This is a genomic window from Paraburkholderia kirstenboschensis (genome assembly GCF_904848585.1).
GTDB classification, from domain to species: Bacteria; Pseudomonadota; Gammaproteobacteria; order Burkholderiales; family Burkholderiaceae; genus Paraburkholderia; species Paraburkholderia kirstenboschensis.
The window spans coordinates 151,528-176,613 of sequence record NZ_CAJHCR010000001.1 but is presented as its reverse complement, the minus strand read 5'-3'; the positions used below and the strand labels follow the sequence as shown (position 1 = coordinate 176,613).

Here is a 25,086-nt window from a genome sequence, read left to right as displayed (position 1 = left end):
CTTTTCGTTCAGCAGCACGATCTAACGCGCCGGCGACAGACGTTGAACGACCCACCCACCGAACACATTCACAGCAAGACCCGCCATCACGAGTACCGCGCCGGCGATCTGCGCGCCGGAGAGCCGCTCATCGAGAAAGAGAGATGCCGACGCCAGGCCGACGATCGGCACGAGCAGCGAAAACGGTGCGACCTGGCTCGCCGGATAGCGCGACAGCAGGCGGCTCCACAAGCCATAGCCGATCAGCGTGGCGATAAACGCGAGATAAACGATCGCGAAAATCGACATGGCGCTGATACCCGAAAGCGCCGCAGCGATCCGCTGCGGACCCTCCAACGCATACGACAGCGCAAAGAACGGCAGCGGCGGAATCAGGCTGCCCCACACCACGAGCCCAACGAGATCGACCTTGCCGACTTTCTTCGTGACGATGTTGCCGAGTGCCCACGAACACGCGGCGCACAGCGTGAGGACGAAACCGGCAAGCGTCATGGCGTGGCCGCCTTGCATGCCTATCACGGCGAGCCCGGCGGCCGCAATCAGCAAACCAGCGACGTTCGGCAAGCGGAAGCGTTCATGCAGAAAAAACGCCGCAAAGATCAGGGTGAAAAAAGCCTGTGCCTGCAATACGAGCGACGCGAGCCCCGCAGGCATGCCGACGTACATGGCGGAGAACAGGAAGGCAAACTGCCCTAACGAGATCGTCATGCCGTAGGCCAGCAGCCAGCGCCACGGCAATTGCGGGCGCTTGACGAATAACACCGCCGGAAACGCGGCGAGCGTGAAGCGCAGCGCGCCGAGCAGCATGGGCGGCACGCCATGCAAGCCCACCTTGATCACAACGAAGTTCACGCCCCACGCGATCACCACGATCAGTGCGAGCAGCAGGTCTCTGGGCGACATCCCAGTCTCCAATTGATTATTGAACCTGCCAGTTTAGCGGAGGGCGGCGCGTCATGTGATTGTTCGCGCTACGGACTTTCGCAGCAGCACTGTGCTGTGAAACGTCGTCGTTGCGCCCTCCGCAGTAGAATCGTCCATTGCGAATTATCTTTCTCCTCATTCAGCCGAGCCCGCCCATGTCCTCTTCGATCAAAGCAGTTCTCAAACCGCATCTGCGCGATGTCGGCAGTCTGACTGTGCGGCGCGTGCTGCCTGCAATGGCCGCGCGGCTGATCGGACCGTTCATATTTTTCGACCACATGGGACCGGCGACGCTGGAACCGGGCGTCGGCCTCGACGTTCGTCCGCATCCGCATATCGGTCTTGCCACGGTGACCTTTCTGTTCGAAGGCGCGATCATGCATCGCGACAGTCTCGGCTCCGAACAGAAAATCGTCCCTGGCGACGTCAACTGGATGACGGCCGGGCGCGGCATCGTCCATTCCGAGCGCACGCCCGCCGACGACCGCGCGAACGGCCAGACCATCCACGGTATACAGACGTGGGTCGCGCTGCCGCTCGAAGACGAAGAGGTGGAACCGTCGTTCGCGCATCACGCTGCCGACACGCTGCCCGTGGTCGAGCGCAACGGCGTCACGCTGCGCGTGATCGCCGGCACGGCCTTCGGCGAAACTTCGCCCGTCACGACGTTTTCGGGCACGCTATATGTCGCCGGCGAGTTTGCGCCGGGCAGCGCCTTCGCGCTGGAACCCGAGCATGAGGAACGCGGCGTGTACCTCGTCGAGGGCGATCTGGAAATCGACGGCACGCCGCTCGAAGTCGGCCAGATGGCAGTGCTCGCGCTCGACGAGACCGTCACGCTCGCGAGCACGCACGGCGCGCGCGTGATGGTGCTGGGCGGCGAGAAACTCGACGGCGAACGCTTTATCGAATGGAATTTCGTCGCGAGCTCGCGCGAGAAGATCGAAGCCGCGAAACTCGCGTGGACAAATCAGGAGATGGGCAAAGTGCCGGGCGAAACCGAATGGATTCCGCTGCCGCAAAAGAAGTGACGGCCAATCCCGGCTACGTCGCGGCGCGCATTGAACATTGAATCCACGCCGTTCGGCCCCATCTGGCATACAAACCGTTTTATCGACGAGGACGCAATGGACACCACTCTGGCCACATTCGAACAGGACGTCATCACGGCGTCGACACTGGCCCCCGTGCTGGTCGATTTCTGGGCGCCGTGGTGCGGCCCCTGCAAGACGCTCGGCCCGATGCTGGAAAAGCTCGAAGCCGAAGCCGCCGGCAAATGGAAGCTCGTCAAGGTGAACGTAGACGAGAATCAGGAACTCGCCGCGCACTTCCAGGTGCGCAGCATCCCGCACGTCATGGCGTTCGCCGACGGCCAGCCGGTGGACCAGTTCGTCGGCGTGCTGCCGGAAGGCCAGCTGCGCGAATTCATCGAACGACTCGTGCCGCAAGGCGCGGATGCCGCGCGTCTCGAAGCGCAGGCCGCGCTTGCAGAAGGCCGCCGCGAAGACGCTTACGATGCGCTGCAAGCCGCGCTCGCCTACGACCCGGGCTTCGACGAAGCGCGCATGGATCGCATCGAGATGCTGCTCGACGACAACCGCATCGACGAGGCGCGCAACGAAGTCGATCTGCTGTCGCCCAAAACCACGCAGGGCATCGACGCGCGCTTCAACGCGATCAAGACGCGGCTCGACGCCGTGGATGCCGCCGCCGATCTCCCGCCCACCGATGCGCTGGAAGCGCGCGTAGCAAGTCATCCGGACGATCTCGAGGCGCGTTTCGATCTGGCGAGCGCGCTGATCGCACACCGCAAATACGCGGACGCGCTAGAACATCTGCTGGTCATCGTGCAGCGCGACCGCACGTTCCGCGACGACATTGGCCGTAAGACGATGCTGTCGGTGTTCGATCTCGCCGCGCATCAGCCGGAGCTGGTGTCGCAATGGCGGCGCAAACTGAGCGCGGCGCTGTACTGAAGCGAGCCTGAAGCACGCGGGCCTCGCGTGCGGCGTCGGGCTGCATCCCGGCTCGTGCCGCACGGCGCTTGCCGCTTTTCCGTGCGACGCTTGCCGCGTGCCGCTGGTCTCGCGCCGCTGGTCTCACGCCGCTTTTCCGCACGCCGTCTGTCTCTCGCCGCTTTTCCGCACACCGCTTTCCCCGGCAAACCCGTCGCGCTAAAAAGCGCGCATCACCCCGCCTGCTTCGCCAAAGCCCGCAGCACATGCGCGGCCGCGGCGAAACCGAAACTCGCCGTCACGCAAACGCTCGAACCGAAGCCCGCACAGTTCAGGCCGATCGGTCCCGTATGACCCGGCGACGTGGTGACGTGCTCCGCTTCCGCATCGATATCGCAGACCGCCACCTCCGGGTAGATCAGCGGCTCGTCCGAATACACCGCGCTCACCTTGAATTTCGCTTTCGGCCCGCGTGGAAAACCATGCTGCTTCCGCAACTGCCCACGTACCTTGGACAGCAACGGGTCCTGAATCGTCAACGCAAGATCGTCGATGCGAATGCGCGTCGGGTCCAGTTGACCGCCCGCGCCGCCGATCGTGATCAACGGCTGTTTGCGCTCGACGCACCACGCGATCAGCGCGGTTTTGGTGCGCACGCTGTCGATAGCGTCGATCACAAAGTCAAAGCTGCCGCCAAGCGTTGCCGCGAAATTGTCGGGCTCGACGAAGTCTTCCACGAGGCGCACGTCGCAGAACGGATTGATTGCCGCGATGCGCTCGGCCATTGCTTCGACTTTCGGTTTTCCGTAGTTGCCGTCGAGCGCGTGAATCTGCCGGTTCGTGTTGCTCTCGGCAACGTTGTCGAGATCGATCAGCGTCAATGTGCCGACAGCGCTGCGCGCCAACGCTTCGGCCACCCACGACCCGACTCCGCCGATACCGATCACCGCGACATGCGCGCTTTCGAAAGCGGCAAGCGCCGGCGCGCCGTACAGACGCGCAATGCCGCCGAAGCGCCGCGCACGGTCGGCGGTTTCACTCCCGTCGAGGCTGGTAGTAAGATCGGATTGCGCGGTGGTCGACATGATGGACTCATTGAACAGGCAGGAAACGGAAGCGCTTTTAGCTCGCCAGCCGTATTTTGCCTGAACGCTTGCATGAGCATCGCCGCCGCAATCACCCTGTCGCGCTCCGGGGCATTAGCCGACCATGCGTGCCTGGGCCGCGTTGCGCTTGATCTGGTCGCGCGCAAAAAATTAACGCCTTAGCTATACTGCCCTGACTGTAGCGTTCGCATAAAAACATGACCTCACTCGCCGAACTTCGAAAAAACTATTCGCTGGGTTCTCTGGACGTCGGCGACGTTGACCGCAACCCGTTCCGGCAATTCGACGTCTGGTTTCAACAGGCCGTCGACGCAAAGTTGCCCGAACCGAATACGATGACGCTCGCCACCGTCGACGCGCGCGGCCGCCCTTCGGCGCGCATCGTGTTGATCAAGGGCGTCGACGAACGGGGCTTCGTGTTCTTCACCAACTACGAGAGCCGCAAGGGCCGGGAGCTAGCCACCAATCCTTACGCGAGCCTGTTGTTCTACTGGATCGAGCTCGAACGCCAGGTGCGCATCGAGGGGCGCGTCGTCAAAACGAGCGCGGAGGAAAGCGACGCGTATTTCGTGTCGCGTCCGGTCGGTTCGCGCATCGGCGCATGGGCATCGAACCAGAGTCAGGTGATTGAAAGCCGTTCGCAGCTCGAAACACGCGAGCGCGAAATGCGCCTGCAATATGGCGATGAACCTCCGCGTCCGCCGCATTGGGGCGGCTATCGTTTGGTGCCCGAAGCAATCGAATTCTGGCAGGGTCGGCCGTCGCGTCTGCATGATCGCCTGCTTTACACGCGTTCTAACGAGAATAGCGACTGGCAGATCTCCCGTCTGTCGCCTTGAATTGACACAAACAATGGCGTCAGCGTGCGGCCAATGCAGCAGCGCGCGGCGTACGGATCGCACCTCGCGGCATGGGAGTCGCGCCGCACTGAGTTGCGATTCACACAAGCTTCGCTTTAATTCAACGGACACGGAGAGATCACATGTTCTGGGAGAAAAAGCTGGCGCAGTGGGTGGAAGAAGTAAAGACCAAGGCTGACTTACCAGCACGTCTGGTGCTGTGGGACGGCCAGCAACACGACTTCGGGCGGTTCGCCGCGCCTCAGGTCACGTTGCATGTGAAAAGCGCGACGGCGCTGCCTTACCTGCTCGAACCGAGTCTCGACAATCTGGGCGAGGCGTACGTCAAAGGCAAAATCGACATCGAGGGCAAGCTCTCGGACATCATCAACGTGAGCTATCAGCTCGCGCGCAATACCGTCTCCAGTGCGAGCAAGCTCGCTCGCATGCGGCGCTATTTCCAGCATTCGAAAGCGTCGGACCGAAAGGCGATCCAGTATCACTACGACGTCTCGAACGAGTTCTACAAGCTGTGGCTCGACGAGAACATGGTGTACTCGTGCGCATACTTCGAGAACGGCGACGAAGATCTGGCCACCGCGCAGATCAAGAAAATCGACCACATCCTGACCAAGATCCAGTTGCAGCCGGGGCAGCGCCTGCTCGACATCGGCTGCGGCTGGGGCGCGCTGGTGCTGCGCGCGGCGCAGAAATTCGGTGCGCAATGCGTGGGCGTGACGCTGTCGCAGAACCAGTTCGATCTCGCCACGGCGCGTGTGAAAGCCGCGGGCCTCGAAAACCAGATCGAGATTCGTCTGCAGGATTATCGCGACGTCGACGGGCAATTCGACCGCATCACGAGCGTGGGCATGTTCGAGCACGTGGGCCGCAAGAATCTGCCGGGTTACTTCAGGAAGATGCATGACCTGCTCGCCGACGACGGCGTCGCGATGAATCACGGCATCACGTCGAGCGATTCGGATAGCGGCGAAACCGCGCTTGGCGGCGGCGAGTTCATCGACCGTTATGTGTTTCCCGACGGCGAGTTGCCGCACATCAGCCTCGCGCTCGAATCGATGCAGCGCGGCGGGCTCGAAGCGGTTGACGTCGAAAGCCTGCGCCGTCACTATGCGCACACGCTCGACATCTGGGCGGAAAACTTCGAGGCGCATGCGGAAGAAGCCCGCAAGCTCGTCGACGACGAAAAATTCCGCATCTGGCGTGTGTATCTGGCCGGCTGCGCGTATGCATTCGAAAACGACGACGTCTCCATCTATCAGGTCGTATGCCGCAAGGCTGGCCGCAGCGCGAGAACCCTGCCGTGGTCGCGCCGCTACATGTACGAGAAGCCGCTGTGACGTGAGCGCCGCGGCGTCGTGCACGAGCGTGCCGCCGCGGCGCAAACAACTGAACAGCAGGTCGAATCTCGATGGGCCAGAGCGGGACAAGCGAAGTGGAACAGGCGCCAGGCGAGCCGGATGCGCCACTCCAGGCGGATGCGCAAAGCGAAGCGGTGCAGTTCGATCTGTTCGGGATGCCGGTGGAAGCGGCGGTTGCATCGCCGGAAACCGAAGCGCGCGCGAAGCCCTCGCGCACCGTTTCCGGCGATTCACTCCCGCAAGCGCGGGAGGCCGCCTCTGCGTCCGCCGTCCCCGCCGCCGCGTCGAAGCCCGAGAGCCGGCGCGGCGCTCGCGCGAAAGCCGCCGCCGCGTCGCTGTGGCAGCAGGACGAAGCGCCGGCGTCCGCCGCCGCAGACGCGCCGCCGGCCGATGCGCCAAAAAAGCGCCGCACGCGGGAAATCCTCGCCGCCCCGCCCTCGCCTGATGTACTCGCGCTCGCCGCGCAACTGCCCCCGCAAGTGCACCTCGGCACATCGACATGGTCGTTTCCCGGCTGGAACGGCATCGTCTACGGCGATGAGTACAGCAACAGCAAGCTCGCGCGCGACGGCCTTACCGCCTACGGCGCGCATCCGCTGCTGAAGACCGTCAGCATCGACCGGTCGTTCTATCAGGCGCTCACGGTCACCGAATATTTACGCTACGCGCAGCAGGTGCCCGAGCATTTCCGCTTTATCGTGAAAGCGCCGATGACGATCACCGACGCAACCGTGCGCGCCGAACGCGGCGAGCCGGTGTCGCTGAACCCGTGCTTCCTCAACGCGCAAATGGCGATCGACGATTTCGTTACGCCGTGCCTGGAAGGCCTCGGCGTAAAGGCCGGCGCGCTGGTGTTCCAGCTTTCGCCGCTGCCCGACCAGATGCTCGCGCAGCCGGCCGCGTTCATAGAACGGCTGGCCGACTTTCTGATGGCGTTGCCGAAGCTGCCGCAAGGCACCTGCTATGCGATCGAAATCCGCGACGCCAGTCTGCTCACGCCGCGCTTCATTCGTACGCTCAAAACGGCGGGCGTGCGCTACTGCGTGGGCATCCATGCGCGGATGCCCGACCCTCTGCGGCAGGCGGCGGCGCTCGCGCTGCTGGACGGCGAGCCGGCAGGGCCGCTGATCGTTCGTTGGAGCCTGCATGGCGGCTTCAAGTACGAGCAGGCGAAGGCGAAGTATGAGCCGTTCGATCAACTCGTCGACCGCGACCCGGCCACGCGCGCGTCGCTCGCCGAACTGGCCGCGCGCTATGCGTTTGCCGGCCAGCCGGTGGTGATCGCGGTCAACAACAAGGCTGAAGGTTCAGCGCCGCTCAGTTGTGTGGAACTGGCGCGCGAGATCGTCGAAGCCTATGCGCGGCTTGCACACGAGCACGAAGATGTCGGCGCCCTCCCCGTCAGCTCGCCTTGATGCGGTGAGCAAACTTCTGGCGAAACTTCGCGACCTTCGGCGCGACCACGAACGAGCAGTAGCCCTGATTCGGATGCTGCGCAAAATAGTTCTGATGATAGGCCTCGGCCGGCCAGTAGTTGCCGTCGAGCGGCAATACCTGCGTGACGATCTGGCCGTCGTAGATACCCTGCTCGCCAATCTCGCGGATTGCCTGCAAAGCCGTCTCGCGCTGCGCGTCGGAGTGCGTGAAGATCACTGAGCGGTATTGCGAGCCGACGTCGTTACCTTGCCGGTTCAGCTGCGTCGGATCGTGGATCGCGAAGAAAATATCCAGAATCTCGCGATAGCTGATCTTTGCCGGATCGAAGTCCACCTTCACGACTTCGGCGTGGCCCGTCGCGCCGTCGCACACCTGCTCATACGTCGGACGCTGCGTCTCGCCGCCTGCATAGCCCGACTCCACGGAGTTCACTCCCTCGACGCCCAGATAAACCGCTTCGAGGCACCAGAAACACCCGCCACCCAAGGTGGCGACTTCGCCTGTCTGACTCATGCTGCTCGCTCCTTCAAGCTCGTGATCGGCCTATGCCGCTTCCGCTTCGCCACAGCGCTTATGTCACCGGCGCAGCGTTCAGCTTAGCGGGTTTTGCGATGCGCCGTTCTGTGTCCCGGCCGGTGCATCGCGATTGCAGTTAAAATTGGGGCAAATCCACGATTTTCACTATGACTTTCGAATTATCTGTTTCCCGCCGTGCGGACAAGCGCTTGAGCCCGGCTTCACGCCGACGTGCATTCACGGCCTGCGCGCAATGAAGCAAGCCAGCCCGCCCAATTTCGACCAGTCCGCCTTTAAGCAGGCGCTCAGCCAGTTTGCTACCGGCGTCACCGTGATCACAACGCGTGCGGCGTCGGGGCAGTTGATCGGCATCACCGCCAGTTCGTTCAATTCGGTTTCACTCAACCCGCCACTCGTGCTGTGGAGCCTGGCAACACGCTCGGCGTCCATGCCCGTGTTCCGCACGAACAGCCATTACGTCGTCAATGTGCTGGCCTCGTCGCAACTCGATCTGTGCAAGCGCTTTGCCACGGTCAAGGGCGATCGGTTCGAAGGCGTATCGCACGCGGCGGGCGACACGGGCATGCCGGTACTCGACGGCGCGCTAGCCTGGTTCGAATGCCATAACCGCAGCCGTTACGAAGAAGGCGACCACGTGATTTTCGTCGGCGAAGTGGAGCGCTGCGGCGTGCATGAGAATGCAGCGGAGATTGCGCCGCTCGTGTTTCAGAACGGCAAGTTTCACGGGCTCAAACCACTGTAAGCGTGCTTGGTGCCGACATAGCACCGGCAATGGCTCCAACGAGAGGCAGCGCCTCAGCGATCGTTGTGCGGCGCGCCGTGCCCGCCAGTCCGGGTGACCAGTGACACCGGCACGCCCGAATCTTCCTTCAAAGTCTGCAGCACGATATTCGAGCGTATATCCATCACGCCGGGCGCCTTGTAGAGACGCTCCAGGACGAAATCCGAATAGTGCTTGAGGTTGTGCGCAAGAACCCGCAGCAGGTAATGCGTCTCGCCCGTCACGACAAAGGCGCCGACCACTTCCGGCCAATCGCGCAGCGCCTCGGCAAAGCGCTCATGCCAGTTCTGCTGGTCGTTGCGCATCGACACCTGCACGAATGCTTCGAGTTCGAATCCCAATACCTCGCGGTTCAGACACGCGCGGTAGTGCTCGATGACACCCTGCTCTTCCAGTAGACGCAAGCGCCGCAGGCACGCCGACGGCGACAGCGAGATGCGCTCCGCGAGATCGAGATTGCTGATTCGTCCTTCTTGCTGGAGCACCGCCAAAATACGGCAATCGGTGGCGTCGAGCGAGATCGCGTTCATATTCGGTCTCCCTTTCCCATTTGTCTCAAATTATGTTCCAAGACACGGCTCAGAAGGAGATTTTTTCGCAATCACATTTCGCGGTCAGACACCTATCATTCCCTATGGACATCAACCGCAGATGGAGACATGCAGACACTCTGGGACATTACCCCCGCCGTCGATACGGCGACGCCGGTCTGGCCTGGCGACACACCGGTCGGCATTGAGCGCGTCTGGCGCATCGAGGCCGGGTCGCCCGTGAACGTCGCACGGCTGACTCTGTCGCCGCATACCGGCGCTCATACCGACGCCCCGTTGCACTACGACGCAGAAGGCGCCGCGATCGGCCATGTGCCGCTCGATATCTACCTCGGACGATGCCGTGTGATCCATTGCATCGGCGCCTCGCCTGTTGTGATGCCACAACACCTGGATGGCTTGCAGGGCGACTTGCCGCCGCGAGTCTTACTACGAACTTACAGAAATGCGCCGACTGCGGCGTGGGACAGTGGCTTCTGCGCCGTCGCGCCTGAAACGATTGACCTGCTGGCGGCGAACGGGGTCAAGCTGATCGGCATCGACACGCCTTCGCTCGATCCACAGGAATCGAAAACGATGGACGCGCATCACCGCGTTCGCGCGCACGGCATGGCTATTCTCGAAGGCATCGTGCTCGACGATGTCGCCCCAGGCGACTACGAGCTGATCGCGCTGCCGCTGAAGCTGACCACGCTCGACGCGAGCCCCGTGCGCGCAGTGCTCCGCGCGCTGCCAGACGCGCACTGATTTTTCGAATCCGCATCATGCGACTGAACGAGACCACCATGAAACACCGCGAAGAAGCATTGGCGCTCGATAGCGCCGACCCGCTCGCGACATTACGCGACCAGTTCGCGCTGTCGCCGACCACGATTTACCTCGACGGCAATTCGCTCGGCGTGCCGCCAGCCGCAGCTCCACAACGTGCACAAACCGTGATTGCTGCCGAATGGGGCGAGGGCTTGATCCGCAGCTGGAACGCCGCGGGCTGGTTTGCGTTGCCGCGCCGCCTCGGCAACAAGCTCGCGCCGTTGATCGGCGCGGCTGAAAACGAAGTGGTCGTCACCGATACGATCTCGATCAATCTGTTCAAGCTGCTCTCCGCCGCGCTGCGGCTCGCGAACGCACGCGACCCGAAGCGCCGCGTGATCGTCTCCGAACGTTCCAACTTTCCGACGGATCTGTACATCGCGCAGGGTTTGATCGAGCAGCTCGACCGCGGCTATGAATTGCGACTCGTCGACGATCCGTCCGAATTGCCCGAGGCAATCGGCGACGACACCGCGATCGCGATGATCACGCACGTCAACTACCGCACCGGCTATATGCACGACATGGCCGCGCTGACCAAACTGATTCACGACAAGGGCGCGCTGGCGCTGTGGGATCTCGCACATTCGGCCGGCGCTGTGCCGGTCGATCTGAATGGCGTGAGCGCCGACTACGCGGTGGGTTGCACGTACAAGTATCTGAACGGCGGCCCGGGTTCGCCAGCGTTTGTCTGGGTGCCCCAGCGCCATCAGAACGATTTTGCGCAACCGCTTTCCGGCTGGTGGGGTCATCGCGCGCCGTTCAAGATGGACCCCGCTTATCAGCCCGACGACGGCATTGGCCGCTTTCTGTGCGGCACGCAGCCGATGGTCTCGATGGCGCTCGTCGAATGCGGACTCGACGTTTTCCTGCAGACCGACATGCAGGCGATTCGCCGCAAGTCGCTCGCGCTGACTGATCTGTTCATCGAACTAGTCGAGACACGTTGCAGCGAATTTCCGTTGAAGCTCGTCACGCCGCGCGCGCATGCACAGCGCGGCTCGCATGCGAGCTTCGAACACCCGCATGGTTATGAGGTCATGCAGGCGTTGATTGCGCGCGGCGTGATCGGCGACTATCGCGAACCGCATGTATTGCGCTTCGGCTTTACGCCGCTGTATACGCGCTTCGTCGATGTATGGGATGCCGTCGAAACGTTGCGCGAGGTGCTCGTGCGCGAGACCTGGCGAGCACCCGAATTCGCCGCGCGCGGCGCGGTGACCTGAGGAGCGCGCGATGAACGATCACATGCAAACGCCGGGCTTGCCCGAAGAAAAACCTGCGCAAGGTTGCCCGTTCGGTCATGGGCGCGCTGCGCCCCCTTCCGCTGAAGCGCCGGCTACAAACGCTGCTTCAGCCGATGGCTGGCACGACGCACAACTCGACTTCTCCGAGTCGATGAGTTACGGCGATTACCTGTCGCTCGGCACGGTGCTGGATGCGCAACATCCCTTGTCGCCCGATCACAACGAGATGCTGTTCATCATTCAGCATCAGACAAGCGAATTGTGGATGAAGCTCGCGCTCTACGAGTTGCGCGCCGCGCTGGGCGCTGTGCATCGCGATGAGTTGCCTCCGGCGTTCAAGATGCTTGCCCGCGTCTCGCGGATCATGGAGCAACTGGTGCAAGCCTGGAGCGTACTTGCAACGATGACGCCTTCCGAATACACGTCGATGCGTCCTTACCTGGGCAGTTCGTCGGGGTTTCAGTCTTACCAGTATCGGCAGATCGAGTTTCTGCTTGGCAACAAGAACGAGCAGATGCTAAAGCCGCATGCGCACCGTGCTGAAGTGCTCGCCGAGGTGAAGGCTTCTCTGGAGTCCCCCTCTTTCTACGATGAAGTAGTGAAGCTGCTGGCGCGTCGCGGATTTGAGATCTCGCCTTCGCGGCTCACACGCGACTGGACGCAGCCGACGGTTCATGATGCTTCCGTTGAAGCGGCCTGGCTGGAGGTTTATCGCAATCCTTCGCAGCACTGGGAGTTGTATGAGATGGCCGAAGAACTCGTCGATCTCGAGGATGCTTTCCGGCAGTGGCGGTTCAGGCATGTGACTACTGTCGAGCGGATCATTGGGTTCAAGCAGGGCACCGGTGGGACTAGTGGGGCGCCTTATCTGCGCAAGATGCTCGATGTGGTGCTGTTTCCTGAGCTTTGGCATGTTAGGACTATGTTGTAGTTGTTCGGTGCGGGGGCTTTGACGCTTGAAGCCTCTCGCGAACCGCAAGCGATACGACAACGACATTGCCAATGCGACGGGTACGCCCACATCCAGCACCCTGACGATTTTGCCACCGTGATCCGTTGAGTCGCCTTCGAAACAAATCGGACGATCCGTTCTCACTCTATTTTCATTTGCAAATGCGCTGTCGATGACTGAGCCACGCGAGTCCAATCGGCAATTCGCGGTGTGAATACCCGCGCCACCTGTCAGTTTTTAAACGTCACAGGTGGAGAGCGGCCTTGGTCGATTGCCACCCGTCTTCAACTGTCTGCATGCCACTGTCGATGGCCTTGCCCGTTGCATCGGCGGCTGACCTGGCGCCCTGCTGCACTTGCTGGGTCACGCTGGCTGCTTTCCGTTTCAATGCGTCCAAAGCCGAGGACGCTTCCTTCTGCACCATATCTACTGAATCAATGACGACCCGCTGACCTTCGTCGATTTTTGTGATCACCACTTTCCTGCTGGTCTGATAGACCTCGACAGCGTATTTCTGACCCCCGGCCACGGTGTCCACTACAAATGTTTCCCCGACCTTGTACGTCTTCGTCGCGATCATCTCGCCCGCCTGCCACGTTTCCACCACGATATGCCCGGCGGCGTTGTAGACCTTGATGACCGCCTCCCTGGCGGCGTTCGCGTTGGCGTCGAGCCACTGCAAGCCTTCAGCCAGCACATTGTGACTGCACTCGGTCATACCGCGCTGCCGGAAATAGCTGAAGGGTTCAACTCCGCACAGGAAGCCGGCCTTCGAATCATGCACATATTTGCTGATGAGGCCCAGCACGTCGTCGGTCGCAGTTGTATCCCAGGCCTCAAGACGCCACGCCTCGGGCTTCACCATCTGGCCGTAGACTGTTCCAATGATCTGAAGTGGACTCTCTTCCCCTAACACCAGACCCGCTGCCGCTCGACGGCTGCGCAGTGCCTTTACTTCCTGCGCCATGCTCGCATGGCCGAGGAGTCTGTGGCCGATATCAGAATTATTGTCGGGTGTCCTGATGCCTCGCCGGGACATCGTTCCGTACGCCGAATACAGCGCCTTCATATGCGCGTTGACCACGTTCTCGGTGGGGCCGCTGGCTGGCACTGCGCTCATGTAACGCGTGAAGGCCGCGTCGGTCTCCGGATCTACGGCAAACTGTTCGCTAAACAGCGCCCTTTGCTTGGGATCGTGTGCCATGTCGTTATAGGCCAGCAAACGCGCCCCGGCTTTTGCCGCCTCGCTCATCATGTCCCGCAACGGAATGCGGGCAAGGTTGTTCGAAAGCCTCTGGTCAACCGGCGCATAACCACCGCCGACATCCGAATGCACTCCTGGATAAATGGTCTCGGTCCAGTTGGGCATCAGTTTCCCGTGTTGCCGGATCAGGTCAACAGGGAAAGAAAAGCGCAATTCGTGCCCAGCGACGTAATGTACGCATCGCTCGACTGCCCCCGGAACCTTGAGATTTTTCTCCGTGAAGACCGAGTCCATATTCGCCGATGGCACGCCGAAGGACGCCACCGTGTCGAACAGTCCCATGAATTGGATGCGGACCGGAAAGCCCTGATAGGTCAGTTGTCCCTGTTTGTCTGTTTTGCATTCGTTCAGGAAATCATTGGCGAAAGTGCGCGCCAGTGCCGCTCCGCGCGAAAAGCCAAAGACCGACAGATTGATTATCTTGATCAGACGATGCGCCGCCAGTGCCTTGCTCAGTTCCCCCAGGCTTTCACCCTTGCTTTGCTCGGCATAGGCCTTCGTCGTCGCGTTCAGCTTCTGCGCGTTGCCGAGCAGGACCATGCGCAGTTTGTCATTGACGTTGTGTTTTCCGAAGTCAGTCCGTCGGGTTCCCCCTGCGCCGCCCATTCCACCAGCTACGTTGTCCTGCGTTGCGGTCCACGCGCCGTCCAGCCAGTCGGTTGCCGTGCCGTTAAAAGGCGTACCCACGCCGGATATATAGATGGGGTAATTCGGCTTTCCATTACCAACCAGCAAGGCCGCCGCACGGTACATTTTAGAGGGATTGGCCGATTTGTTCTTGGGTTCGTCGGCTTTCTGGTTATTGCCCGTGCCATCAAAGAAAAGGCTGATATTGACGACGTCCGAACAATCCTGCTTCGGGCTTGGGGCACTGTTCGGGACATCCCGGTTGGCGGAAAGTGCGGATTGCAACTGCTCACTTGCCATGATGGTTGCTCTCTTCAATGATCCGGCTTCCGCGAGGCGTCGTCTCGGGTATGTACCTGTCGAAAACAAACTCGGCCGTGTCATCCGGATAGATGTTTACCGCCAGATACCGCGCATCAGCTGGAATATGATCCCTGGTGAGATTGATGGAGTTTTTCATAGCAAATGTCTCGCCGGAGCCCGCATCACGCCAAGTCAGAGTTTGTTGCCTGAACGGAACCGTGATGCCCGTGATCATGCCGTTCCCGCCGTAAGCATTGGCGACGCCGATATCAAACCCATTCAGCGTGACATCGAATATCGGGCGATCCAGGTAGCTGTACAGCACAACGGACAGCACAATGTCATTTTTCATAAACAGTCTCACTTTGTGGTTTTCATCACTGCACGCAACCAAGGGGTAAGCAAGGCCGAGCGCAAGACATCGGATCAACGTTCGACGGGTTGGATTAAAAAGCATGAGTTCTGCATTCCAGGTTCAGGGTTGAATTCGTGAGTGGAGATTTTTTGGTGCAAGGTATTACGTTCACGGAAATTGCTTTAGCGCTTCTGCCAGGCTGATCTGACTCTCTCGAACACCTTCCACCAGCCTACGATCACGCGGTGCTCATACACCTGATTACCGAAAATCAGCGCAGCGCAGATGTAGTTAATGATGTCCCTCATACCCAGCAGGAGAAGCTTGCGTGCCTCCAGCAGATGTTTTTCCACGCAGGCGTATCGCTACGTCTGACTTTCGCTTTTACTTTTCTCCGCATAGGCCTTCGTAGTTGCGTCCAATTTTTTTGCGCTGTCGAGTAATACCTGACGCAGCGTTTCATTGACGTTGTTCTTTCCGAACTCAGTGCGACGGGTTCCTCCCGCGCCACCAGCGCCTCCGGGCATCCCGTCCTGGACCTTTACCAGTGCCGAATCGATCCAGCCAGTCGCCGTGCCATTAAAAGGTGTGCCAACACCTGATATGTAAATGGGATAGACGGCATTGCTCAAGTCCGCAGACATCAGAGCGGAACGCCACATCCTTGCAGGATTGGCCCATCTCTTTAGCGGTTCATCGACATCCTTGTTATTTCCCGTACCATCGAAAAATATGCTGATGTTGACGACATCGGAACAATCCTGCCTCGCGCCGGGCTGTGCAGTAGATACGTCACGGTTGGAAGCTTGTGCAGCCTGTAGGGTCGCCTTCTCACCGGCCATAGAGATGTTTTTCCTTGTAAATTAGCTCACCCCTTGGCGACGGCTCCGGAAAATGCGGGGACGTCATTAGCTGAGCCGTACCGTCCGGGTAGATATGGACTCCGAGATAGCGGACATCAGGCGGAATCTGGTCAGCCATAAGGCTGAGGGGATTCTTCGCAGTAACGGTGTCACCATTTCCAGCCATTCCTGGTGGTCCGTCTAGACGCCACGTCAACGTTTGATGTCCCACGGGGACCGTCACGCCGGTCATGACGCCTCTTCCACCACCGTATGCGCCTGCCACGCCAATGTCGCCGCCATTAAGAAGTACATCGAAGATCGGTCTGTCGAGGTAGTTGAACAACACTACGTCCAATACAACGTCTGCTTTCATCAATAACCCCTCATTTCGATTTCCATCGCCGCATGCGACTAACGGATACAACAGGCTCAGCGCCAGCAGGCGATTCAAGGTCTGGCGACGCGTCGTCATGGGAATTGTTCCAGTGCTTCCGCTAAGCTGGTCTGTCGCATCCTGACCTTTTCCAGCAAAGCTTCGATGACGCTGCTCTCGTACATTCCGTCACCGTAGATCAGCGCAGCACAGACGTAGTCGAGAATGTCCCTCATGCCCAAGAGGCGTAGTTTCCGTGCTTCATGCAGATGCTTTTCGACGCGCGGATATCGCTCCGGCTCAGCAATTTTCGCCAGCAGTTCCGGCTTGTTAGCGTTGATGTAGCCTACGATATGATCCGGCAAACTGGCTTCCACCAGCATATCCACCTGCGTTTGTGAGAGCCTTAGAGGAAGCATTACCGTGTTTGCGGCGCTAGGGTTTAGGGCGGGCGCAATCTGATGCAATTTGCCGTTGCGGTCCCAGTACCACCATGCGGTGATACCGGTCAGGAATTTTTCGCGCTGCTGCACGGTTAGCACCGGCCCGAGCACATGCAACGTGGTGTCGTCCAGTTGTCCAACAAGCGTAGCAAGTACAGCTGGGTCCCAGAATGCCAATATCATTTCTTCGCCGTCCGGCAATAGCACCTCAGTGGACGAATGCAGATGCGCGTAAAGCGCCTCGAATTGCAACGAGCTGGCAATGATGCTCACCGCAGCGGGCAACGTCGGCCCATAACTCGATACCCACTGCCAGCTTGCCGCGTCCCGTTCAAACTGCGGAAACGTCATCAGATGCGGTGCAGCGGCTTCCAGATCCGGCCCTTGCGCAAGGGTGAGCAGGCATTGACTGCGTGTTCCGGGCTCGGCCTGCTGTATTGCCAAAGGGTGCCGCGAGTCCTGCGCCGAGTCCACTATCAAGTAAAAGTGCAGCGGCGGTTCGACCGGGAGCGCGAGCACCTGCGTCTCAAGATTGTTGATGCTCATTGTCAAATTCCCTTGTTGACCAGTGCAGAGCGACTTGCCGCACGCTTGAGCAGGCATTCAATGCATACATCGTTAGGTAGCATCGGGATTGCAACGGGCAGATTTTTTGGACCGGACAAACTCCTGCTTGCTGAATGCACCACCCAGCTACCGTTGGTTCCAGTCTCAATACCGCCCGCCTGCCACCGGGTATAACTACCGCCGCCGTTGATCACCACTTCGTCCTTCGCGGTGATCGTGATCCGGTTGGCGGTGTGAGTGATGTTCAGCTTCGCCAGAATGTTGACGCTGTCTTTCAGCGCCTTCAGATCGATGTCCCCGCCGGCGGCAATCAGGTTCATGCCCGCCTTGACGCAGAACAGCCTGATCCCGTTCCTGATGCTTGCCAGCAGCCGTCCGCCAGCTGACACGCTCACATGCTCGCCACTGGTCAACGCAATATGTTCTCCGCTCGCAACATGTGTGGATCGCGCCGAGGTGGTTTCGATACCGGCAGGGCTGGCAAGAACCAGATGCGGCCTGGCCAGTTCGGGGAAGTGGCCTTCGTTGTTGCCGCCCGCCCCTCTGATTTCGTCGTTCTGCGCCTTGATGACCTTCGTGACATCGCTCTGATCTTTGTCCGGGTCCTGCGCCCCGTTCTGCTGCGCCAGTCCAGCCAGGCTTTCATGCTGCTCGCGCGCCTGCGTGAGCCGCTGCACCGTCTCGCCCATATCCTTCGCGGGGGCCTCGGCACCGTTGCGCGTTTCCGTGGTGATGAGCAGGCCTTTGTTTGCCCGGATCACGCCGTGCGCGTCGGTGGCGATCTCGACACCTTCACCGCGCGCCTGCTTGCGTCCCTCGCCGGGCACAATGCGCGTGTTGTAGCCCACCACCAGCCGGGAGTTCGCCTGGTCACTCGTCACCTGCGCCTGCAACTCGCCCGGCGTGTCATCCGCGACAAACTGGTTCGACGCGCCCCCGTTCAGGCTGCGGCTACGCATGCCCGAGAGAACGTGGTTACCCTGCAACGGCCACGGCGGCATGTTGTTCGCGTTATAGGCCTGCCCGATGACGAACGGCCGGTCCGGGTCACCGTTGATGAAGTCCACGATCACTTCCGTGCCCACACGCGGCACGCCGATGCTCCCGTGCCCGTTACCCGCCCATGGCGACATCACCCGCACCCAGCACGAAGAGTTCGCGTCCCTGTCCGATGACCTGTCCCAGCGGAATTTAAGCGTCACGCGACCATACGGCTCGGTGGACACGACGTTCCTGTCGAAGCCCGTCACCACAGCCGTTTGCGGGCCGGTTGTACGCGGCTTCGGGACCGTGCGCGCCGGGCGGAACACATTGGTCGCCGGCTGCACGGTGAACGCCGTGCGGAACCGGTAGACGCCCGAACCGGAGGATTGCGCCGTCTCCTCGGCGTCGAGCTTCGCGCGGATCACCATGTATTCCCGATTCGCCTTGCGGTACGGATGGTTCTCCAGATGGAAGCTCGTCCCGCACACGACATTGCGCACGCTGCCCCGGCCCTCTGCCCGCTCGCCGCGCGCAAAGATTTCCTCGATGCGGATCTGCGCGAGCTTCGCCCCCTCGGCCGGGTCCGTGTAGTCGCCCGGCCACTCGTAGCGCGCCAGATCGTTGTCCACGGTCTCCTGCGGCTGGACCCTGCGAACCGCGAGATTCGCCTCCGGCTGCTTGAAGTCATAGTCGCTGGTTGTCCACACGCCTGACTGCAGTGTCTGGGCGATATCGAACGCGTCGATATACTCGGCATCGATCTTGTGTCCCGGCGGGTAGTACGCGAGCGTGTGATACGCCTCGCTGTCCGCCGGTCTGTGTGCGCCAACATGGTCCACGAACACCATCGTGTGGTGGGTTTGCGTATGTTCGAAGAACCAGTAGATGCCGTTTTCCTGCATCAGCCTCTGGATGAAGGCGAAGTCCGTTTCGCCATACTGGACCTGGTAGTCGAGTGGCGGGTAGATCCGGCTGGTGCGCCAGGCACAGGTGTACCGGTAGGCCTGCAACACCTCGCGGATGATGTCTCTCACGTTCTTGCGCTGGAAAATCCGGTAGTCCGAGCGCTGGTCCGCCAGAAAGATCCACGGTTGCAGGGTGAACTGGTAGTGGCTGAGCCGGTCCTGCTGCCCGACAAAGCGCGCGCTCGTGACGATGCCGCTGATCTCACGCGTGCCGCTGCCGATATTCCGTGCCCACACGGGGCCCGACGACCGGCTGATTCCCTCAAGCTGGATGCTCACCGTCAGTTCGTTGCCGATCATGTCGCGCAGGTCGAGGTTCGCCGCGTCGTCGGCCAGCATGTCGAGGTCGTCCGGCGTCACCATGTCCAGCAGGTACGTATAGATTTCCGACAGGGCTTCCTCGCCGCGGATCGATCGGAGCACCAGTGCGGGCCCGCCCGACGGCGACCTGGGCAAGGCCGCACCGCTGGCCGTGATAGTGCGTTGGGTCGAAAACTTCAGCATGCGTCTCCTTCGTCCAGAATCGATTGATGCAATGGCCGGCCATTCAGGCCGCGCTACGCGTGCCCATGCGCGGCGGCCACTGTGCGACGGGGCCGCGCTGTGTCGAGCGCATGGAGGTCTCCTGCTGCACGAAGCCGGGGTTGTCGCCGGTTACGTACAGCAGCAGTTCGTAGCGCCGAGGTTCGGCCGACAGACGCTCAACGCTCTCTGGAGAAAGCGCCACGTGTGTCACGGTCGGATCAAAAGATGCACGCCCCAGGTTCCGTCACCGGTGCGCACGCGCGGGCCCAGCGGCGCATCCATGCATCGAGCGGACCTCATTCAGTGCAGTAATCGCCGGAGCACGGATGCACAACGCGACATAAATGTTCGGCCATGCAGGCTGTCCCCTGCGCCTGATCTGCCGGGTTCCTGCGGTGTGCGTCTCTCATCGCTATAGCCGTCCGTTACTGGATTGCAGATTCCAGAGTATGGGTACGTCAGCTTCGCCCGGCTATCGGACCGGCCCTGCATTCCTCTTGGTTTGGGAGGAAAAGGCATTCGGAAAATTCAGATTGATATGTGGCGCTCGCTCGCCGCGACGCCCGGCCAAAAGAGTTCCCGAACCACTCGATTACGCTGCTTCGCAGTAGCGGTTCAGCGCGGCCCCCAGACCTTTCAGGACTTCAGCGATTACCGGTGCCCATTGTCCAAGCTCCTGCTGCCGGAACAGCCGCATTGATGGATACCAAGGGCTGTCGCTTCGCCCCGTCAGCCAGCGAAACTCTGCATACGCGGGCAAGAGCACCCACACAGGCACGTTGGCCGCCCCGGCAAGATGAGCGACGGCCGTATCGACGGTAATGACCAGGTCGAGGGTCTCAAGGATCGCAAGCGTATCGGTGAAGTCTTCAATAATTGGGCCGAGCGTGTGCACCTGAAACTCGTTCGCGAAGGCTTCGCTATCTCGCTCATGCTCGCCTTTTTGCAGCGAGAACCATGTGGTCCGAGGAAGCGCCAACAGTGGTTTCAAAGTCTCGATACCAATAGACCGAAATCGATTCAGAGCAGTGTGCGGACCGCCCGCCCACACGATGGCAATTCGCACGTTGTCATCAGGAGCGGCTGGCGGCGACATTGCATCGACTATTTCGCGCCAATGATCACTATGGCGGGGCGGTGCCGAAATGTATGGGATGGCGATGGGGAGCATAGGCAAGTCAAGCTTCATATGCTCCGGCATCCTCAGCATATGGCTCCAGTAGTCGTACGGACCGGGCGGGGTGTACGTATAAACCGAGCGCACGGAACTCATGCTGGCTGCGATTCCGGCGATTGGCTCGCTAACCATCACGTCGACGATTGCTCCTTGCTGATGGAGCCATTCGGCAAAGCGGAGGAACTGGATTTCGTCGCCGCGCCCCTGCTCGCCCACGAGCAGGAATAGGGACCCCGCAACCGCTTCGCCACCCCACAACGGAAAGTCCGGAAAAACGAGGGTTGCGTGCGCTAGCGGCGTTGAATAAATCACATTGCGACGCATCCAGCCGTTCCTGAAGTCACCTTCACTCAACTCGAGACATGCAAGCTGACACTGCAATACCGGATCATCAGGCGCAAGCCCTACCGCTTGCCTACTGTGGACCAATGCATCTGTAACGTTACCTCGCACGCTCAGTGCATGTGCCGCATAGTGATGGAGCGTGACGCGTTGCGAATCGAGCGCGAGCCCACGCCGGGCGACATTTAGCATGTCGGCAAAATGGTCGATCTTGTATAGCGCAAGACACAGTTCCTGCAACGCCTGCGCATTGGTCGCTTCACGCTCTTCGATCTGCGCAACTACCTGGTTCACGAATGCCGTCCGTTTGGCTTTCCCCAATGCCACGATCAGATCCAGCCCGTCCTGCAGCAATGACGAGTCGAGCGACCATGCCAGCGACCAATAGTCGGCGGCATCATCCGTGTCCCCAAGCTCGGTGCTTATGCGCGCGATAGCTCGCACCGAATGATGGAGGTGCGGCTCGATCGACAAAGCCGCCCGATAGTGCGCTCTAGCCTCTATCAGGCGCCCAAGCAGTCGCAGGCAATCGCCGAGATTGCGATGCAGCGTCACAGTACTTCCAGCAAGCTGCAACGCGCGATGATAAAGAGCCTCCGCGCGTGTGTATTCACCCTTCATCGCGGCAATCAGGCCTGCATGTTCACACAGATCGGCTCGCGCGGGATCGAGGTCCACAGCACGCGTTAAATAGTTGTCCGCCTCGACAATTTCATTCGTGTGCACGCACACTAAACCCATGCGGTGCAGCGCGTGCACGTCGCGCGGATTCAGTCTGAGCAGCTGACGGTAGCCACTCGCCGCCTTTTGGATCCGCATCGCGGAAAAGTCGGCATCTGCGCGCGCGAGCAGATCATTCCTGTATACCGATGCCGAGGTACTGTCGGGAAAGTTGAACATTTCGAAAATCGCTCTGCCAGTGCAAGACGCGGCGCTCCTGGCCGCTGCAGGAGCGCTAAGCGAGCGTCAGCACTGCAGGACTTCAAGGTTGATAGGGCGTATAGATAGCGGCGATGTTATCGCCGTCGAGGTCAGTGTTTGGAACCACCAGGCTTTCCCAATTTTCGCAGCTACGCTTTCCAGAGAGGCAGCTGGAATGCATACGTAACCGTCCGCAGTGGGAGAGTAAACATTTCAAACACGTGATGCATCAGACAAGCCATTTCCCTCTGACAGGCAATTGTCCGACTGCATCAGATATTGCGAATTTATATGTGTGATTTTCAACTGGCGACGAGCGAAACGTCCGAGCAGCCATCCGTATCAAGGCTCCAGAGCATCGCATTTTGGAGGTACGGCAATATGCGTCGAGCATATCGCCTCTACTTTTCAGACCAGTCTTATTCGCATGCGTATCGGCCGTCGCGCGGGTCGACCTGAGGGCTGCCATGGCAACTTTCTTATCACCCTCGATCTTTCGACCGAACGCAGAGGCGAAGCCGATGGGTTCGCCGTGTCAAAACCACAAGCCCAAAAAATCACCTCGCGGTAAACCCCCCATCAACAGCCAACGCAACCCCACTCACCATAGAAGCCGCATCACTCAACAAAAACGCCACAACCGAAGCCACTTCGACGGGCTCGGCGAATCGCCCGAGAGGAATAGCCCTAAGAGCAGGCTCCCGCTTAACAGGGTCGCTCCAAGCCTGCACGGCCATAGGTGTCAACGTCACAGTAGGATTAACGCTGTTAGCCCGAATCCCGAACGGCCCCAATTCGATACACAAAGCCCGCGTCACTGCGTCGAGCGCCGCTTTTGAAGCCGAATAACTCAGGTGGTCGTCGAGCGCCACAAGCGCCGCCTGACTCGACACGTTGACGATGCTGCCAGCCCGCTTCGCCTCGATCATTCCTCGCGCGACGTGCTTCGCAACCAGCACCGCGCCGCGCGTGTTCACTGCCATCACGCGATCGAAACTCGCGGCCGTGGTATCCACTGCTCGCTCAAGCAACGCGATTCCCGCGCAATTCACGAGGCCGTCGAAAGGACCGAGCGACGCAAACGCATCGTCGATTGCAGCTTCGTCACTCACGTCGAGCATCAACGGCTCACAGCCGGTCTCCTCAGCGAGACGCGCGAGTTCGGTCACGTTGCGCGCCGCCGCCACGACATTCCCGCCGCAAGCACACAACATCTCGACCGTCGCCCGGCCGATCCCGCTCGAAGCGCCCGTCACCAGTATCGAGCGGCCAGAGAAATCAAAAGTAGCATTCATGATGTTTGCAAGCGATGCATGACCGGCTTCAATGCCGGATAAAGATCCGTGTATATGCCGAAACGCTGCTCGTACAGCGCCATTCGCGCGGCGTCCGGCTGCGCCCGCTCGATCAGCGTGACCCATCCTCCCTGCGCCGCTTCCTGCGAAATGAGTCCGACGCCCAGCGCCGCGAGCAATGCGGCGCCCATTGCCGCCTCCACTTCCTGCTCGATGGTGTAGACCGGATAGCCGGTGATGTCTGCGATGATCTGCATCCACAAGTCAGAATGCGCCGCGCCGCCGACCACGACCAGCTTGTCCTCGAGCGACTGCGCGCCTTTGCGGCCCGCCTCTATGTTGTGCTTCAACGCAAACGACACGCCCTCCAACACCGCGCGATAAAGATGCGCACGCGTATGAAACAGACTCAGGCCAACGAATGCGCCGCTCGCCTTCGCGTCCCAGACCGGACTGCGTTCGCCCATCAGATACGGCAGAAACATCACGCCATCCGACCCAGCCGGCACCTTCGCTGCGTTGTCTTCTAGCAGCCGATGCGGATCGCCATGAGGCGTCGCGCGCGCGGCTTCGATTTCCGCATGGCAGAACTGATCGCGATACCAGGCCACGGACGCCCCGGCGGTAATCGCACCGCCGAATACATAAATGTCGCGCTGGCCGTTAAAAACGTGAGGCATGCTGATCAATCCATGGCGGGCGTCCACCGTCTGATTGATGTATCCCCAGCACATGCTCGTGCCGATCATCGCCACATGCTGCCCCGCGCGGCTCACGCCGGCCGCGAACGTTGCGACGGCTGCGTCCACACCGCCCGCGACAATCGCCGTGCCCGCCGCGAGTCCCAACTCTTCGGTCCACTGCGACAGCAGGCCGCCCACTACTTCCGACGATTCGACGAGGCGCTCCGGCATCATGGTTGCGGGAATGCCCAGCATGTCGAGCGCCTCGTCCGACCAGTCGCGCTTCGCAATGTCGTAGATGCCGCCGATATTGCCCGCGGAACTGTGATCGACCGCAATCTCGCCGGTCAGCATGTAGATCACATACGCATTCGGCGGGAGGAAATAACGCGTTTGCGCCCATACGTCCGGCTCGTGATCGCGCAGCCACAACATCTTCGTGTAGCCGTAATAGCTGTCCACACCGTTGCCGGTGATCGTGTAAAGCCGATCGAGGTCGATGTTGTTGCGCACCCACTCGACCTGATCGGTCGCACGCCGGTCCATCCATATCAGGCAGGGATAGAGCGGGCGCATATCGCTATCTACAGGAATACCCGAGCCGCCATACAGACTGCTCACGCACACGGCCTTGATGGAACTCGCCGCGACGCCCGCCTCTTTCGCCTTGCCAACGCACGCGGCAATGCATTCCGTGACCGCCTTGAACCACACGGCGGGCCACTGTTCCGCCCAGAGCGGCCTGGGCGTATCCGGCTGATAGCTCGACGCATGGTGCGCGACGATGGCGCCATGTTGATCCACGAGCAGCGCCTTCGTGCTCTGCGTGCCGATATCCACGCCGATGACGTAATCCATACAGTCTCCGTTTATATGCCGCTCCGGTTTCCACCCAGGCG

24 protein-coding genes are annotated in these 25,086 nt (G+C 60.6%); 9 read left to right on the top strand and 15 right to left on the bottom strand.

Annotation, left to right across the window (positions count from 1 at the left end; all coding sequences use genetic code 11):
• Positions 1 to 21: 21 nt before the first annotated feature.
• A complete protein-coding gene (locus JMY24_RS00815) occupies positions 22 to 903 on the bottom strand; it encodes an EamA family transporter (protein WP_128595750.1) in 882 nt (293 codons plus the stop codon).
• 176 nt (positions 904 to 1,079) lie between these two features.
• On the opposite strand from JMY24_RS00815, the gene JMY24_RS00810 reads away from it, so the two are divergent.
• The gene (locus JMY24_RS00810; protein WP_128585152.1) at positions 1,080 to 1,955 is read left to right on the top strand and encodes a pirin family protein; all 876 of its coding nucleotides are present in this window, start codon (positions 1,080 to 1,082) and stop codon (positions 1,953 to 1,955) included.
• A gap of 96 nt (positions 1,956 to 2,051) precedes the next feature.
• Entirely contained in the window at positions 2,052 to 2,900 is an 849-nt protein-coding gene (trxA, locus tag JMY24_RS00805) for a thioredoxin (protein WP_128595751.1), read from the top strand.
• A 212-nt stretch (positions 2,901 to 3,112) separates the two neighbouring features.
• Here the strand turns inward: trxA and tcdA are convergent, their stop codons facing one another.
• Positions 3,113 to 3,964, bottom strand: a complete 852-nt coding sequence (tcdA, locus tag JMY24_RS00800) for a tRNA cyclic N6-threonylcarbamoyladenosine(37) synthase TcdA (RefSeq protein WP_128595752.1) — start codon at positions 3,962 to 3,964, stop codon at positions 3,113 to 3,115.
• Between the two features lie 218 nt (positions 3,965 to 4,182).
• Between tcdA and pdxH the strand changes: the two genes are divergently transcribed.
• The 3 genes from pdxH (at position 4,183) to JMY24_RS00785 (ending at position 7,618) form a co-directional block, all read left to right on the top strand.
• Positions 4,183 to 4,824 carry a pyridoxamine 5'-phosphate oxidase gene (gene pdxH, locus JMY24_RS00795; RefSeq protein ID WP_128595753.1) on the top strand — a complete coding sequence of 214 codons (642 nt, stop codon included), beginning with the start codon at positions 4,183 to 4,185 and terminating at the stop codon, positions 4,822 to 4,824.
• A 143-nt stretch (positions 4,825 to 4,967) separates the two neighbouring features.
• A complete protein-coding gene (locus JMY24_RS00790) occupies positions 4,968 to 6,182 on the top strand; it encodes an SAM-dependent methyltransferase (RefSeq protein ID WP_201701296.1) in 1,215 nt (404 codons plus the stop codon).
• A gap of 71 nt (positions 6,183 to 6,253) precedes the next feature.
• Complete coding sequence (locus JMY24_RS00785) at positions 6,254 to 7,618, top strand: DUF72 domain-containing protein (protein ID WP_201701295.1); 1,365 nt, start codon at positions 6,254 to 6,256, stop codon at positions 7,616 to 7,618.
• On the opposite strand, the gene msrA is transcribed toward JMY24_RS00785, so the two are convergent.
• Complete coding sequence (gene msrA / locus JMY24_RS00780; protein ID WP_128595754.1) at positions 7,605 to 8,153, bottom strand: peptide-methionine (S)-S-oxide reductase MsrA; 549 nt, start codon at positions 8,151 to 8,153, stop codon at positions 7,605 to 7,607. The two genes, JMY24_RS00785 and msrA, sit on opposite strands and share 14 nt — an antisense overlap.
• 256 nt (positions 8,154 to 8,409) lie before the next feature.
• Between msrA and JMY24_RS00775 the strand changes: the two genes are divergently transcribed.
• Positions 8,410 to 8,919 (top strand): flavin reductase family protein, encoded by a 510-nt coding sequence (locus JMY24_RS00775; RefSeq protein ID WP_128590319.1) that lies wholly within the window; start codon positions 8,410 to 8,412, stop codon positions 8,917 to 8,919.
• A 53-nt stretch (positions 8,920 to 8,972) separates the two neighbouring features.
• On the opposite strand, the gene JMY24_RS00770 is transcribed toward JMY24_RS00775, so the two are convergent.
• The gene (locus JMY24_RS00770; RefSeq protein ID WP_128590318.1) at positions 8,973 to 9,488 is read right to left on the bottom strand and encodes an Lrp/AsnC family transcriptional regulator; all 516 of its coding nucleotides are present in this window, start codon (positions 9,486 to 9,488) and stop codon (positions 8,973 to 8,975) included.
• Between the two features lie 129 nt (positions 9,489 to 9,617).
• On the opposite strand from JMY24_RS00770, the gene kynB reads away from it, so the two are divergent.
• From kynB to kynA, 3 genes are read left to right on the top strand one after another with little or no spacing between them, the layout of a single operon-like run.
• Positions 9,618 to 10,256, top strand: coding sequence for an arylformamidase (gene kynB / locus JMY24_RS00765; RefSeq protein ID WP_128590316.1), 639 nt, complete (start codon positions 9,618 to 9,620; stop codon positions 10,254 to 10,256).
• Between the two features lie 38 nt (positions 10,257 to 10,294).
• Positions 10,295 to 11,545, top strand: a complete 1,251-nt coding sequence (gene kynU / locus JMY24_RS00760; protein WP_128595755.1) for a kynureninase — start codon at positions 10,295 to 10,297, stop codon at positions 11,543 to 11,545.
• 10 nt (positions 11,546 to 11,555) lie between these two features.
• Positions 11,556 to 12,497, top strand: a complete 942-nt coding sequence (gene kynA / locus JMY24_RS00755; RefSeq protein WP_128595756.1) for a tryptophan 2,3-dioxygenase — start codon at positions 11,556 to 11,558, stop codon at positions 12,495 to 12,497.
• Between the two features lie 265 nt (positions 12,498 to 12,762).
• Here the strand turns inward: kynA and JMY24_RS00750 are convergent, their stop codons facing one another.
• From JMY24_RS00750 to JMY24_RS00700, 11 genes are all read right to left on the bottom strand, one after another.
• On the bottom strand, positions 12,763 to 14,709 hold the full coding sequence (locus JMY24_RS00750; protein ID WP_201701294.1) for a T6SS phospholipase effector Tle1-like catalytic domain-containing protein: 1,947 nt from the start codon (positions 14,707 to 14,709) through the stop codon (positions 12,763 to 12,765).
• Positions 14,699 to 15,064, bottom strand: a complete 366-nt coding sequence (locus JMY24_RS00745) for a hypothetical protein (protein ID WP_201701293.1) — start codon at positions 15,062 to 15,064, stop codon at positions 14,699 to 14,701. The genes JMY24_RS00750 and JMY24_RS00745 overlap by 11 nt, the downstream gene beginning before the upstream one ends.
• Positions 15,065 to 15,249: 185 nt before the next feature.
• The gene (locus JMY24_RS00740) at positions 15,250 to 15,420 is read right to left on the bottom strand and encodes a hypothetical protein (RefSeq protein ID WP_201701292.1); all 171 of its coding nucleotides are present in this window, start codon (positions 15,418 to 15,420) and stop codon (positions 15,250 to 15,252) included.
• Between the two features lie 12 nt (positions 15,421 to 15,432).
• Entirely contained in the window at positions 15,433 to 15,909 is a 477-nt protein-coding gene (locus JMY24_RS00735) for a DUF2235 domain-containing protein (RefSeq protein ID WP_201701291.1), read from the bottom strand.
• Positions 15,899 to 16,384 (bottom strand): hypothetical protein, encoded by a 486-nt coding sequence (locus tag JMY24_RS00730; RefSeq protein ID WP_201701290.1) that lies wholly within the window; start codon positions 16,382 to 16,384, stop codon positions 15,899 to 15,901. The genes JMY24_RS00735 and JMY24_RS00730 overlap by 11 nt, the downstream gene beginning before the upstream one ends.
• Entirely contained in the window at positions 16,381 to 17,274 is an 894-nt protein-coding gene (locus tag JMY24_RS00725; protein ID WP_201701289.1) for a DUF4123 domain-containing protein, read from the bottom strand. The genes JMY24_RS00730 and JMY24_RS00725 overlap by 4 nt, the downstream gene beginning before the upstream one ends.
• Before the next feature lie 2 nt (positions 17,275 to 17,276).
• A complete protein-coding gene (locus tag JMY24_RS00720) occupies positions 17,277 to 19,748 on the bottom strand; it encodes a type VI secretion system Vgr family protein (RefSeq protein WP_201701288.1) in 2,472 nt (823 codons plus the stop codon).
• A gap of 43 nt (positions 19,749 to 19,791) precedes the next feature.
• Positions 19,792 to 19,971 carry a hypothetical protein gene (locus tag JMY24_RS00715; protein ID WP_128595757.1) on the bottom strand — a complete coding sequence of 60 codons (180 nt, stop codon included), beginning with the start codon at positions 19,969 to 19,971 and terminating at the stop codon, positions 19,792 to 19,794.
• Positions 19,972 to 20,361: 390 nt separating this feature from the next.
• Complete coding sequence (locus JMY24_RS00710; protein ID WP_128595758.1) at positions 20,362 to 22,188, bottom strand: tetratricopeptide repeat protein; 1,827 nt, start codon at positions 22,186 to 22,188, stop codon at positions 20,362 to 20,364.
• 578 nt (positions 22,189 to 22,766) lie between these two features.
• Positions 22,767 to 23,504 carry an SDR family oxidoreductase gene (locus JMY24_RS00705; protein ID WP_201701287.1) on the bottom strand — a complete coding sequence of 246 codons (738 nt, stop codon included), beginning with the start codon at positions 23,502 to 23,504 and terminating at the stop codon, positions 22,767 to 22,769.
• Complete coding sequence (locus JMY24_RS00700; protein ID WP_128595760.1) at positions 23,501 to 25,045, bottom strand: FGGY-family carbohydrate kinase; 1,545 nt, start codon at positions 25,043 to 25,045, stop codon at positions 23,501 to 23,503. Before JMY24_RS00700 ends, JMY24_RS00705 begins: the two co-directional genes overlap by 4 nt.
• Between the last annotated feature and the right edge of the window lie 41 nt (positions 25,046 to 25,086).